The sequence below is a fragment of the Ensifer sp. ENS11 genome (genome assembly GCF_014851895.1).
Taxonomy (GTDB): domain Bacteria; phylum Pseudomonadota; class Alphaproteobacteria; order Rhizobiales; family Rhizobiaceae; genus Ensifer; species Ensifer canadensis.
On sequence record NZ_JACVAN010000006.1, the window covers coordinates 325,979 to 338,725 of the forward strand.

Here is a 12,747-nt window from a genome sequence, read left to right on the forward strand (position 1 = left end):
GCGATCAAATGCATAGGAAAGGCCGGGGCGCATGCTCCGGCTTTTTTCGTTGCTGCAGCAAGCGATCGTCGCCGCGCCGCCGCAGGCGGGCTCGACCATTGCGCGGCGTGCTGTCGAGGAAACGGATGCCAGGATCGACGTCGGGCGCGACCACGCCTCATGGAGGCACTTGCCTAATTCGTCCCGGTGTTCGACATTGGCCCGCTACCTCATGGAAAGCGCCCCGATGAGCCCGATGAGATCGTATCTGGCGGAACTGCGCGGTTTGATCGGAAACCGCTTGCTCCTGCTTCCCTCCGTCGCCGCCGTCATCCATGACCACGCGGGCAATCTGCTGCTGCAGGAGAAATCTTCGGGCGAGGGGTGGAGCCTGCCTGCCGGCGCTATCGAGCCCGGCGAAACGCCGCAGGAGGCCGTCATTCGCGAGGTGGTGGAGGAGACCGGCCTTACGGTTGTGCCTGCAACCATTCTCGGCGTCTTCGGTGGGCGGGAATTTCGCTACACCTATCCGAATGGCGATCACGTCGAATACATCGTCACACTGTTCGGGTGCCGGATCGTTGACGACTGCGGGGAGTGGACAGACAGCGAGACAAGATCGCTTCGATATTTCGGGCCGGACGAGATGCCGCCACTCGCATTGCCTTATCCGGTTTCCACGTTTTTCTCCCAGGGATCCAATCGCCTTGTCCGTTCACCGGGACGGTGAGGAGAGCACTGATCGACGTCACGGGAGGCAAAACATTGCGGTGAGCATGACGGTGGGTCCGTTGCGGCAATGAACGTCTTTGCGGAAGAGCTTTCCAAAAACGAAGGAAGCCGGGGCGAAAACCCCGGCTTTCCCTTTTTGAGCCAATGGCCGCTGGGCCAGATTTCAGTCCAGACTCTCGGCTTGAAGCAGCGGCGGTTGAGCCTTGCTGCAAGAGAATGGTCTATCGTAGGTCGCATTTCGGGGTGGGCATGTGCCCGGCCCGGACACTATGTGCCCGGCACCGCCGTTAGTGTGTGGCGGTGAAGGTGGTAGGCGAGACTTGCAGGGCGGCAGCGATGCGCTGCAGCTTGACGGGATCGGTATCGGCACCAAGTTCGACCTTGGAGATTTCCGTTTCCGTCAGGCCTGTGGTTACCGACATATCATCGACGGTGTAGCCGTGGGATTCACGCGAACGCTTTACAGCGGCTCCGATGCTGACACGCGAAACAGTGGCGTCGGAAGCCTTATTCAGATTTTTCTTAAAGGACATGAAGTGTCTCCTTCGTTCGTCCACCGACAAGGAGTTTCGTCGGGTGAAGGGGGCCCGAAAATATCGTGCGACTCGAATAATGAGAGGCGTTCAGGCCTCGCTAATATAGTCAGGGCGATCGCCAAGGCAAGCTGGTCCCGGCATTTTTGAGTGGACAGAGCCGCTGGGCCCTTTGGCAGGCAAGCGTCTGCCGCAATGAAAAATCGTTTGGAAACCTTATGATATAGTGCCTGAGGCGACGGGTGTGCCCGCTCAAAAAAACTGGTGCGGGCATGACTTTTGCGGTGAAAGGAACATCGCCGGTGGCTGGCTTTGCGTCGTCACTGTCTGCGGAGGGTACTGCCGGGCAATCCTGCAGCAGACCCGCGCCCAGAGCAGGGAGCAGGCCTGCCCCGTGTCGGTCAGCGAAGGGGCGTGCAGCCCTTGACGTGAGGCGCCTTGACGCGGCCGGCCTGAAGGTCGCTCCAGAGGGGCAGGGACGGATCAGGCCCACCCAATGTCGCTTCGAAGGTGGCGCGGTTCAGCTTGACCAGGTTACCGGCCGAGGTGATGCTGACCAGCTCTTTCTTGCTGACAACGGCTATGCTGACATTCATGCGGCAGAAGAAGCGCTTGTCGCCGTTCGATGCGACCCAGCCATGCAGGCCGGCCTTGTTCTTGGTGAGTTTGCTGACCTTATAGCCCTGCTTTTCGAGCTGGGCCAAGGATTCCGCGTGGGCCAGACCCGGCATGAGGGTAAAGCCGATCAGCGTGGCTGCGAGCAATCGCTTGAATGAAATGGTCATTAAGTTTCAACCCCTGATTACAATATGACAACGTCTCCTACGGTCAAATCATGTCGAATACAACTTGGATCTGTCTTGTTGTCGAATGCCGAAATCCGCATTGGTTCTTCGCGCGGCAAGCAAGCGTCCAAGTGATGGGCGAACGGCGATCATCAGCCTTGCGCCCGATATTCCACAATGCTGGCACTTGAGCTCGCAACCGCATGATGCACCCGCTTTTGCCGACCCCGCATCCCCACAGGCCGTAAGGCGGCTTTCACGCCGGCCTTGCCATTCCCACGAATCCGGCTAAACCGAAATTCCGGCCACCTCAAAGGAAGATGTCATGCCGGATTTTTCCACACTTGCACTTTTTGCCGCCGCGTCGCTGGTGCTAACCGCCACGCCCGGTCCCGATATGCTGCTGATCGCTTCACGCAGCGTCAGCCAGGGGCAGGGGGCGGGGTTCCTCACCTATGCCGGAATCGCGCTCGGCACCTATTGCCATGCGCTTGCCGCCGCCCTCGGACTGTCGCAGCTGATCGCCACCGTGCCGATCGCCTATGAGATCGTGCGCTGGGTCGGCTGCGCCTATCTGCTCTATCTCGCCTTCAAGACCCTGCGCTCGCAGGCGATCGACTTTTCGCCGTCCGCGTCGCTGAAGCGGCTGTCACTCCGGCGGATTTTTGGCGAGGGGTTGCTCACCAACCTGCTCAACCCGAAGATGGCGCTGTTCGTGCTGGCGCTGTTTCCGCAGTTCATTCGGCCCGAAAACGGCGCGATGATCGTGCAGACGCTGGTGCTGGCGACGGTGCTGAACGGCATCGGCTTTCTCGTCAATGGCGCGGTGATCCTGCTTGGCGGCCGGATCCGCAGCCGGTTCACGTCGCCCACCCGCTTCAAGAAGCTGCCGCAATATCTGCTCGCCACCGTCTTTGCTGGCCTTGCCTGCCGGCTGGCGCTCGGGGCCAGGAACTAATACGCCTCGACCGATTGCCATTTTATGTTGACTCAATCAACAAACCGTTGTTGATTGAGTCAACTCATGCTGGATCATTTCCCATGGCACTCACCAACGATCACCCTGATGTGGCGGCGCTGCGCGCCTTCAACCGTCTCTACACCAACCGTCTGGGCCTGTTGAACGCCCATCTCGACCAGAGCCCGTTCACGCTCACCGAAGCGCGTATCCTCTACGAGCTTGCCCATCGGCAAGAGACGACGGCGGCCGAGCTGATGCGGACGCTTCAAGTCGACCGTGCCCAGCTCAGCCGCACGCTAAAGCGGTTCTCCGATCGCGGGCTGGTCGAGAAGTCGGACCATCCGGAGGGTGGCCGCCGCCAGCCGATTTCGCTCACCCCTGCCGGGCGCAAGGCGTTCACCGCCCTGGAGCAGAACACCCGCGAGGCGATCGGCAAGCTGCTGGATACATTGCCATCGACCGAGCGCAAGCGGTTGATCGCGGCCACCAGCACCATCAGCGAGATCCTTGAGGACAAGGCAGGCGGGGACTTAATGCTGCGCGATCTGAAGCCGGGCGATCTCGGCTGGATCATCCATCGCCAGACCGTGCTGTATGTTCAGGAATATGGCTGGAACCAGGAGTATGAGGCGCTGGCTGCGGGCATCCTCGCGGATTTCGTAAAATCCTTCGACCCGGCCCGCGAGGCCGCCTGGATCGCCGAAATCGACGGCCGCGTCGTCGGCTCGATCTTCCTCGTGGCCGGCGACAAGCCTGATGTGGCCAAGCTGCGGCTGCTCTATGTCGAGCCGGATGCGCGCGGACGCGGCGTCGGGGCGGCGCTGGTTGCCGCCTGCATCGAGCGCGCCCGCACTGTCGGCTATCACACGCTGGTGCTGTGGACCAACAGCGTGCTGACCTCGGCCCGGCGCATCTACGAGCGCGCCGGCTTCACGCTCACCGAGGAGGCGCCGCACCATTCCTTCGGCAAGGACCTGGTGGGCCAGACCTGGTCGCTCGATCTCGGGCAGGGGGTGAAACGGAAAGTGGCCGGCGAGCGATAAGAGGCACAGGTCTTCTGTCCGCGCCGCGTGGTTCCCATCCATCGTCCCGCATAGCGGGGCAACGGCGCGGGGCTGCGCCCCGGCGGCAGATCCGTTGTGGGTTGACGGCGGCCTATCCGCGTGCGGCGAAATCCTCCGGATCGGGCCGCCGCTTGGTGTTCCGGGCCGGAACCGAAAGCACCTCCGTCTGAAACGCAAGGCCGTGCCGGATGAGGGCGCGAACCCCGGAATAAGCGATCAGAGGGTTGAGATGGCGTCTGGCAAAGGCTATCTGGTGCCATCGCAAACGCCCCTCGGGCGAACTTTCTTCAGAAAACCACAAGGCGTATCCCGGCATGAGCCCAGAATTCCTCGTCACCCATTCCGGTGGCTTCCATGCCGATGAGCTCATGTCGAGCGTCATCCTGACCCGGCTGTTCCCTGAGGCGAAGATCGTGCGCAGCCGGGCGCCGGAGTGGATCACACCCGGCACCGACCGCATCATCTACGACGTCGGCGGCGCCTATGACGCTGAAACCAGGATCTTCGACCATCACCAGCGCGGCGCACCGCTGCGCGATGATGGCCAGCCCTACAGCTCGTTCGGCCTGATCTGGAAGCATTATGGCCGCGATTATCTCGCCGCCTCCGGTGTCCCGGAAGCGCATGTCGAGGCGGTGCACGCCTCCTTCGACAAGAGCTTCGTGCTGCCAATCGATCTGGTGGACAATGGCGCGCTCAGCCCCTCCGTTGCCGGGCCGCTCGCCGGACTGACGCTGCCGGCGCTGCTCGAAACCCTGAAACCGGTTTTCGACGAGACCGATCCCGGCGCCGATGATCGCGCCTTCCATTCAGCCCTCGCCATCGCCCGCAGTTTCGTCGAGGCCAGCATCGGCCGTAGCGCCGCAAAACTGCGTGCGGAAGCCGTCGTGCACCAGGCGATCGTCGATACCGGCGAGGCCCGTGTGCTGGAGCTGCCGATGGGCATGCCGTTCCGTCCCGCCATCGTCAAGGCAGGCGCCGATCACCTGCTGTTTGTCGTCCACCCGCGCGACAAGGACTGGTGCCTGACCGGCATCCGCCGCGCCGACGAGGGCTTCGAGCTGCGCGCCGACCTGCCGGCCGCCTGGGCCGGCCTCACCAACGCCGACCTCGAGGCCGCCTGCGGCGTTGCGGGCGCCACCTTCTGCCACAACGGCCGCTTCATCGCCGCCGCCAAAACCCGCGAGGCAGCGCTGGCGATGGCGGAACTGGCGGTAACGGAGGCTGTCTCTGTCGCGCAAGGGCAAGCGACGGCTGCTCAGGTGGCGTGAGCCATCGAGTGACGATTGTGGTGCAGTCCGACCACTTGCTGCCATGGGCTTGTTGAGGAAGCGCTGCACCACTCGTCGGACTTGGCCGAAGTGACCAGAAACGGCCAAGCACTCTCTGTGTCCGGCATGCGGGATACGGCTTATGTGGGGAGAGAGTTCCCGCCCGCAGCCGGCTGATGGCACCAACCTATTCGCGAAGCGGCCGCAGTATCTGCCTGTCGTCGTCTTTGCCGGACTGGCTTTCTTTCTGGCGCTTTGCAATCATTACGTCCGCAGTCGGCCGATTTCGTTGAAAAACTCGATGGATTTCCGCCCATCCGCCCGATTTGGTCTTTTGGGCGCGGGGTCATCGGTTATCTGCCCTGCGCCTTAGCGCAAGGTATCGATGTATGCCGCGCTCATGCGGCGATGGCGCGGTATAGCGACCTTTGCGGCCTGAGTTTCGCGAGCCTCCTGAGGTTTTGGGCGGTTGCTGCCAGCAAGAATTCGTCTCGCGCACCGCACGGTCCTCTTAGCCTCAAACGCGCCATCCGCAGAATGCGCTTGAGGTGGGCAAAGAGCATTTCTACCTTCTTGCGACGATGTCGGACTGCACGTATTCAGGTGTGGTGGCAATAGCTCGGGCAACATCGCGGGCATCCTCGTTGAGATCACGCGGCACCTTGCGCATAGGCATGTTCGGGCAGCAGCGAAGCTTTAATTCGCACGGGTCGCAGTTCTTTTTGCTGGCGCGATAGAGTCGTGTTCCTTCGCTCGTGATCCCTGATCTGGGCGTTGCATAGGTTCGATGGAACTGCTTCAATTCCTTTCCCGCAGGGCAGACGTAGCGATCATTCTCGGCCTCCCAGGTGAAGTCCGAACGCGAGAAGGTCCCGTCCGTCCGGTTCGATTTGTCGAAGACAGGAATGTGCGGCGCGATCTTCTTCTCCTTGACCAGCCAGGCCAGATTGTCGGCAGAACCATAAGCGCTATCGGCTGCCAGATAGTCTGGCTTCAAGCCGAAGCGGTTCTCGGTCCTGTCGAGCATTGTGCGGGATGCTCCGACCTCTGCCTGGCGGATCGCACGTGTCGCCTCCACGTCCAGAATGACGCCATGATCGGTATCGATCAGATAGTTGGTGGCGTAGGCGAAGAAGGCATGGCCTTTGTGGGCACCCGTCCACTGCGCTGCTGGATCGGAAGGCGAGATGAACTTCGGCGTCACCGGCGATGCCGCACCGAAAGCGGCATCATCAAGAACTGCAAGGTATTCCTGGACCGAGCGGCTGGCATCGTCTTTGACTTCCCACTCCGCACCAGGCACAGAACGCTGCTTGTTGGCGTCTGCGGCGATCAGGCATCGACGGCAAACCCTTCCGCGCCCACCAGTCCCTGGGCAAGACAGCGTTCCACCACCGTCTCGAATAGGTGCCGCAGGATGTCGCTTTGCCGGAACCGGCCATGACGGTTCTTCGAGAAGCTGGAGTGATCCGGTACCTTGCCGTCCAGTCCGAGGCGGCAGAACCAACGATAGGCAAGGTTGAGGTGGACTTCCTCGCAAAGTCGCCGTTCCGAGCGGATACCCATCGAATAGCCGATGATCAGCATCCGCATCATCAGCTCAGGGGCAACCGAAGGACGACCTGTGTTGCTGTAGAACGGCTTCAACGGTGCTCGCACGCTGTCGAGGTCGAGATGGCGGTCTATCCCGCGCAGCAGATGGTCAGCAGGGACGTGATCTTTGAGGCAGAAGTCGTAGAAGAGCTGCGCCGGAGCCGCCTGACATCCCATCATTCACCTGATCCCCTGCAAATCACTCAGAGGATTGAATCACGCGTCCCAAGTACCGGCAATACCGAGTTTTTCAACAGTATCGGCCCGAAGCGGCCATTCCGGCAAGGTCCCGAGTCAGGCAATAAATCTGGCACGAGCGAGGAAACAAGCGTAGCTTCGGAAGCTAGAGTTCCCGCCCCTGACCAACGCAAGAGCGAGGCCTTCTCTACACCTTTGGGAGAGGTGGCTATGGAAGCAGTTCGCGCAGAACGGCGGCTGGTGGCAATTCTTGCCGTCGACATTGTCGGTTATTCGCGACTCATCGAAGCCGACGAGGCCCGGACCCTGGCTGCAATCAAGGCATGGCGTTCCGAAATCTTCGATCCCTTTATGGAAGATTATCACGGACGCATCGTGAAACTCATGGGCGATGGTGCGATCGTGGAATTTGGCTCCGTCGTCGACGCCGTGGCTTGCGCAGTCGCGTCACAAAGTAAGGTCGCTGCGTGCCAAGTGGATGTCCCAGTCCAGCGTCGACTTCTCCTCCGCATGGGCATCAATCTCGGAGATGTGGTTGTCGACGAGGATGATTTGCTGGGCGATGGCGTCAACGTCGCGGCTCGCCTTGAGCAGATGTGTGAGCCAGGGGGACTTTTCGTATCTGGCACTGCTTTCGATCACTTGCAGGGCAAGTTCGAATTGCCGCTGGAATTTATCGGCGAGCAGCATGTGAAGAATATCCAGCGGCCCGTCCGTGTCTACCGGGTGAGGTTCGAGGGAAATACTCGGCTGCGACGCTTCAACCTCAAAAGCTTTCGCCGTTGGAGAATCCCGGCTGCTTTGGCCTTCCTGCTCCTGATAAGCGTTCCAGCAGTTTGGCTGGCCCAAACGCGCGAAAGTGCTGACGCGGCGTCCGTTGCGCGGATGGCTTTTCCGCTACCCCAAACGCCCTCCATCGCCGTCCTGCCATTCGACAATCTCAGCTCTGATGCGGGGCAGAGCTATTTTGCCGACGGGATGACCGACGACTTGATCACCGAACTCTCAAAACTGTCTGGCATCTTCGTGATCGCGCGCAACTCGACCTTCACCTACAAGGGCAAGCCCACCAAAGTTCAGCAGGTGGCCGAGGAACTGGGCGTCCATTACATCCTGGAGGGCAGCGTACGTCGAGAGGGAAACCATGTTCGTGTCAATGCCCAGTTGATTGACGCGATCGACGGACATCACCTCTGGGCCGAGCGCTATGATGGGGAAATGAGCGGCGTGTTCGGGCTGCAGGACAGGGTGATCGGACAGATCGTTTCAACTCTTTCAGTGAAGCTGACGAGTGCCGAGCGAAGCGTGGCAGCGGTGCCGGAAACGACGAATCCGCAAGCCTACGATTCGCTGTTGCGGGGTTGGGATCATCTTCGCCGGGACAGCGAGGCCGAAACGGCCACGGCCTCCGACTTCTTCCAGAAGGCGATCGTACTCGATCCAAACTATAGCCGCGCCTATGCGTCACTGGCAGCAGCAAACTGGCGGACGAGCATCTTGTCCTGGGATTTTTACCGTCGGGAGACCGCTTCAAAGAACCTCATCAGAAATCTAGCAAAGGCTATGGAGAAGCCGACGCCGCTTGCCTATGCGATATCGGCGCAGGTGCTTGCGCAGCAGGGTCGCTATGACGAAGCATTCACTGCCATCGACCGGGCGATGAAGCTTGCGCCGAATGATCCTGACAACCATGTCGGCCTGGCGCGGATTCTCAACGCGAAGGGACGCGCAACTGAGGCGGAACAGCAGGCCCGCCTGGCGATGAGGTTCGATCCCCATCCCTCGCGTGCAACGCTGCGCATGCTCGCAGTCTCGTTCTTTTCCCAGGGAAAATATGTCGAAGCCGTCGACACCTTTGAACGCGTGATCGGCAAAAAGTCCGATCTCCGGGCAGATTACGCCACCCTGATAGCAAGCTACGGACATCTCGGGCGCACTGACGGCATTCAGACGCTGATCGACCAGTATAACACGCTGGCCATGTCCTTCTTGGGCGATCCGCTCACCGTCCAGGAAAGTGCTTATGATTGGTATGGTAGCGCATTCAGCTACCATAGGCCTTACATCACGCGCCTGCAGGAGGGACTCCGCAAGGCCGGATTGCCCGAGGGGGCTGGCACAGACCTCGCCCTTGACGACTACGTGAAGTTTATGGCGCTGACCAAGGGCGAACTCAGTGTCGACAGAACCATAAAAATCGATGTCACGGAAGCAAAGGCGCTGCTCGCACGCGGCGTGCCCTTCATCGATGTGCGTGCTTCGCTTAACTATGACAATGGCCATATCCCCAAGGCCATCAACCTATCCCTCGTCACCGGCCTATCAAAGGAAAGCCTTGCCATGGTGGGGGGAAAGGAAGGTGAGGTCGCCTTCTATTGTCAGGGCAAGAGTTGCACCTATGCCGCTTATGCTTCGGCCAAGGCGATCGCCTGGGGTTACACGCACATCTACTATTTTGCCGGCGGTTTTTTGGAGTGGGACGACGAGGGCTATCCACTTGTAATCGAGGTCAAGAGATAGATTGAGCAAGAGCCACATGAAACCATGTGGCCACCAAACGCAATCCGGATCATTGTGACCACCTTTGGCGCAATCCAGTCGTTCAATGTCTTGCAGAGATGACCTTCACACGTGTTGTGACCCGAACGGTTAGCTGCGCTACTTTCGCAAACAGTCTGTATGTCTTGAATGTGCCGAGCCAGGCACGCAAAGTGCTTCCCGGCCTCTCACTCCACCAGCCCCGCCTTGCGCAACCCTTCCACTCGACGCTCAAAATCATCCGGGTTGCGGAAGGGCAGGACGCGGCGGCGGCGGGGGATGGAGAAATTGGGGTTGAGTTCCAGCGCGCGGTTCCAGGCCTGGCGGCTTTGGTCCAGATGGCCGAGATGGCCGTGGCAGGAGGCGAGCAGGGCAAAGGCGGTTTCCGAATGCGGGTTTCGCATCAGTCGGGCCTCGATCGCCAGGATCGCCGTTTCGTAAGCGCCGAGCGAAAAGTGGGCGTCGGCGAGGAACTGTAAAAGCACTTCGGGATAGAGCGGGTCGAGCCGCATGGAGATGTCGAGTTCGTCGAGCGCTGCCTTCGGTTCGCCGGAGAAGATCAGCGCATGGGCGAGCGCCATGTGGAGCTGCACCGAGTTGGGCGCCAGCGCCAGCCCCAGATGCGCCTCGTCCCGCGCCCGGTCCAGCTCTCTCATCCACATGCAGGCGACGCTGAGCGCGCAGTGGCAGTCGGGCTGGTCGTCCGCCATCGCGACTGCCCGTTCGGCAAGCGCACGGCCGGTGCTCAGCGACTGCTCGGGATCGGCGCTCCAGTCGTTGATATAGTCGAGCACATGGGTGAAGGCGATGAGCGCATGGGCGGCGGCATAGTCGGGGTCGATGGCAACAGCGGCTTCGGCGAGGCTGCGTGCGGCAGCATTGGCGAGCAGCGTGTGCGCAGACGCCTGCTCGCGGCCGCGCAAGAGCAGCTCGTAGGCCTTGACGTCGACCGGGCGGCCGCCGGCAAGTGAGCTTTTGTCGCCGCCGGTCAACTGGACTTTCAGCGCAGTGACGATCTCCCGCGTCAGTTCGTCCTGCACCGCGAAGATATCGGTGAGATCGCGGTCGAAGCGATTGGCCCAGACGTGGCCGCCATCGTTGGCGTCGATCAATTGCGCGGTGACGCGCACGCGGTTGCCGGCCTTGCGCACGCTGCCTTCGAGCACGTAGCGCACGCCGAGCGCCTTGGCGACCTCAGGCACGGACACCGCCGCGTTCTTGTAGACGAAGGACGAGTTGCGGGCGATGACATGCAGCTCCGACAGCCGGGAAAGGTCGGTGATGATGTCCTCGCTGATACCGTCGGAGAAATATTCCTGCTCGGCATCGCCGCTCATGTTGTCGAAGGCGAGCACGGCGATCGAAGGCTTTTCCGGCAGGCGGTACGGGCTCGGCGGCTGCGCCTTTGCCGGCGTCGGGGCAGGGGCGGGGCCATTGGCCGCGCGGGCAACGCCGATCTCCAGCGCGTAGATCCGGATCGGCTCGACGATGTTCTTCAGCTGCGTGGCACCAAGGTCGGTTGCCGTAAGGTCCAGCCGCGCCTTGACCTGACGGTAGGCATCCTCGGAAAGGCAGATCGCGCCGGGGCGGGCGATGCCTTCCAGCCGCGAGGCGATGTTGACGCCGTCGCCCATCAGGTCGCCGTCGCTTTCCTCGACGACATCGCCGAGGTGGATGCCAATGCGGAACTCGATGCGCCGGTCCTCGGGCACGCCGGCGTTGCGCTCCAGCATGGCGCTCTGCACCTCGATGGCGCAGCGCACGGCATCGACGACGCTGCGGAACTCGATGAGGCTGCCATCGCCGGTGCGCTTGACGATGCGGCCGTTGTAGACGGCGATGGTGGGGTCGATCAGGTCGCTGCGCAGCGTGCGCAGCCGCGCCAGGATACGCTCCTCGTCGGCGCCGGCGAGCCGGCTGTACCCGACCACGTCGGCGACAAGGATGGCCGCAATTTTTCGCGTATCGCTCATGGCAGCTCCGACCTGATACCAACCTGCACCGATATTGACCTCCTGCGCCGGAGCGATTTTGTTCTCCGGCAAGAAGACAACCGGAGCCGGACCCAAGCGGTCCGGTAAGGATTGTCGACGCCATCAGCGGGCCAAAAGTGTCCGGCCCTTCGGGTGGGCCGCCTGTCGACCACCGGCCGCGTCGCAATCCTTAACCGATGCCAAGGCATCGCTCCGAGGTCTGCTCCTCGCCGGATGACCGCACACGGTCCCACGCAATCGGTCATATCAGCACAGACTGATATGACGCAGATTACCACAGCGGCAAGGCGGCCGCCTCTCGTCTCTCTACCTCATCTTTAGAAGTTGCCTATCGCACCAAAAGTGGCACACTTCCCGCCTTGTATGGCTGAAGCCAGCATATTCAAATGATGGGGTCTATCGTGACACTTGCAATCAACGACATCGCACCGGATTTCCAGGCGGAAACCACGGAAGGCAAGATCCAGTTTCACGACTGGATCGGCGATTCCTGGGCCGTGCTGTTCTCGCATCCGAAGGATTTCACGCCAGTCTGCACCACCGAGCTTGGCTACATGGCCAAGATCAAGCCGGAATTCGACCGGCGCGGGGTAAAGATCATCGGGCTCTCCGTCGATCCGCTCGACCGCCACGCCGGCTGGGTCAGCGACATCGCGGAAACGCAGGGAGCCACGCCGAACTTTCCGATGATCGCCGACGTCGACTACAACGTGTCGAAGCTCTACGGCATGCTGCCGGCGCCGGTATCGGGCGACCCGACGCAGCGCACCGCCGCCGATAACCAGACTGTGCGCAACGTCTTCGTCGTCGGGCCGGACAAGAAGGTCAAGCTGATCCTGATCTATCCGATGACCACCGGTCGCAACTTCGACGAGGTGCTGCGGGTGATCGATTCGCTGCAGCTGACGGCCAAGCACAAGGTGGCAACGCCGGTGAACTGGAAGAACGGCGAAGACGTGATCATCGCCGGCTCGGTCAGCGACGAGGAAGCCAAGCAGAAGTATCCGGAAGGCTGGCGCGCACCAAAACCCTATATCCGGATCGTGCCGCAGCCGAAGTAATCGCGGGAGGCGGCCTGCCGCGCCCGCGCCACTGCATG

The 12,747-nt window shown here is 61.3% G+C and carries 9 protein-coding genes and 1 pseudogene; 6 read left to right on the forward strand and 4 right to left on the reverse strand.

All coding sequences use genetic code 11. From position 1 onward, the window contains the following. The first annotated feature begins 31 nt into the window (after positions 1 to 31). Entirely contained in the window at positions 32 to 709 is a 678-nt protein-coding gene (locus IB264_RS14855) for an NUDIX domain-containing protein (protein ID WP_225906316.1), read from the forward strand. Positions 710 to 998: 289 nt separating this feature from the next. Here IB264_RS14855 and IB264_RS14860 read toward each other — a convergent pair whose 3' ends face one another. Together IB264_RS14860 and IB264_RS14865 are read right to left on the reverse strand one after the other, a co-directional pair. After that, complete coding sequence (locus IB264_RS14860) at positions 999 to 1,244, reverse strand: helix-turn-helix domain-containing protein (RefSeq protein ID WP_025427586.1); 246 nt, start codon at positions 1,242 to 1,244, stop codon at positions 999 to 1,001. 401 nt (positions 1,245 to 1,645) lie between these two features. Next, positions 1,646 to 2,029: a hypothetical protein gene (locus IB264_RS14865; RefSeq protein WP_025427585.1), complete on the reverse strand. Its 384-nt coding sequence runs from the start codon at positions 2,027 to 2,029 to the stop codon at positions 1,646 to 1,648. 325 nt (positions 2,030 to 2,354) lie between these two features. Between IB264_RS14865 and IB264_RS14870 the strand changes: the two genes are divergently transcribed. The 3 genes from IB264_RS14870 to IB264_RS14880 all read left to right on the forward strand — a co-directional run bounded on the left by IB264_RS14870 (position 2,355) and on the right by IB264_RS14880 (position 5,325). Then, complete coding sequence (locus IB264_RS14870; protein WP_025427584.1) at positions 2,355 to 2,987, forward strand: LysE family translocator; 633 nt, start codon at positions 2,355 to 2,357, stop codon at positions 2,985 to 2,987. Between the two features lie 83 nt (positions 2,988 to 3,070). After that, positions 3,071 to 4,033 carry a helix-turn-helix domain-containing GNAT family N-acetyltransferase gene (locus IB264_RS14875; RefSeq protein WP_025427583.1) on the forward strand — a complete coding sequence of 321 codons (963 nt, stop codon included), beginning with the start codon at positions 3,071 to 3,073 and terminating at the stop codon, positions 4,031 to 4,033. 335 nt (positions 4,034 to 4,368) lie between these two features. Next, positions 4,369 to 5,325: an MYG1 family protein gene (locus IB264_RS14880; protein WP_025427581.1), complete on the forward strand. Its 957-nt coding sequence runs from the start codon at positions 4,369 to 4,371 to the stop codon at positions 5,323 to 5,325. Between the two features lie 398 nt (positions 5,326 to 5,723). Here the strand turns inward: IB264_RS14880 and IB264_RS14885 are convergent. Next, positions 5,724 to 7,098 (reverse strand): annotated as a pseudogene (locus IB264_RS14885) (transposase). A 228-nt stretch (positions 7,099 to 7,326) separates the two neighbouring features. Here IB264_RS14885 and IB264_RS14890 point away from each other — a divergent pair. Further along, positions 7,327 to 9,636, forward strand: a complete 2,310-nt coding sequence (locus IB264_RS14890; protein ID WP_025427580.1) for a rhodanese-like domain-containing protein — start codon at positions 7,327 to 7,329, stop codon at positions 9,634 to 9,636. Between the two features lie 206 nt (positions 9,637 to 9,842). On the opposite strand, the gene IB264_RS14895 is transcribed toward IB264_RS14890, so the two are convergent. Further along, on the reverse strand, positions 9,843 to 11,627 hold the full coding sequence (locus IB264_RS14895; RefSeq protein WP_057206253.1) for an adenylate/guanylate cyclase domain-containing protein: 1,785 nt from the start codon (positions 11,625 to 11,627) through the stop codon (positions 9,843 to 9,845). Between the two features lie 422 nt (positions 11,628 to 12,049). Here IB264_RS14895 and IB264_RS14900 point away from each other — a divergent pair, with 422 nt between their 5' ends. Beyond that, a complete protein-coding gene (locus IB264_RS14900; protein ID WP_025427578.1) occupies positions 12,050 to 12,709 on the forward strand; it encodes a peroxiredoxin in 660 nt (219 codons plus the stop codon). Positions 12,710 to 12,747: the final 38 nt, after the last annotated feature.

Bases quoted from the DNA above. Each gene is read 5' to 3' on its own strand.
- IB264_RS14855 (WP_225906316.1), top strand. From the start codon at position 32: ATGCTCCGGCTTTTTTCGTTGCTGCAGCAAGCGATCGTCGCCGCGCCG.
- IB264_RS14860 (WP_025427586.1), bottom strand. From the start codon at position 1,244: ATGTCCTTTAAGAAAAATCTGAATAAGGCTTCCGACGCCACTGTTTCG.
- IB264_RS14865 (WP_025427585.1), bottom strand. From the start codon at position 2,029: ATGACCATTTCATTCAAGCGATTGCTCGCAGCCACGCTGATCGGCTTT.
- IB264_RS14870 (WP_025427584.1), top strand. From the start codon at position 2,355: ATGCCGGATTTTTCCACACTTGCACTTTTTGCCGCCGCGTCGCTGGTG.
- IB264_RS14875 (WP_025427583.1), top strand. From the start codon at position 3,071: ATGGCACTCACCAACGATCACCCTGATGTGGCGGCGCTGCGCGCCTTC.
- IB264_RS14880 (WP_025427581.1), top strand. From the start codon at position 4,369: ATGAGCCCAGAATTCCTCGTCACCCATTCCGGTGGCTTCCATGCCGAT.
- IB264_RS14890 (WP_025427580.1), top strand. From the start codon at position 7,327: ATGGAAGCAGTTCGCGCAGAACGGCGGCTGGTGGCAATTCTTGCCGTC.
- IB264_RS14895 (WP_057206253.1), bottom strand. From the start codon at position 11,627: ATGAGCGATACGCGAAAAATTGCGGCCATCCTTGTCGCCGACGTGGTC.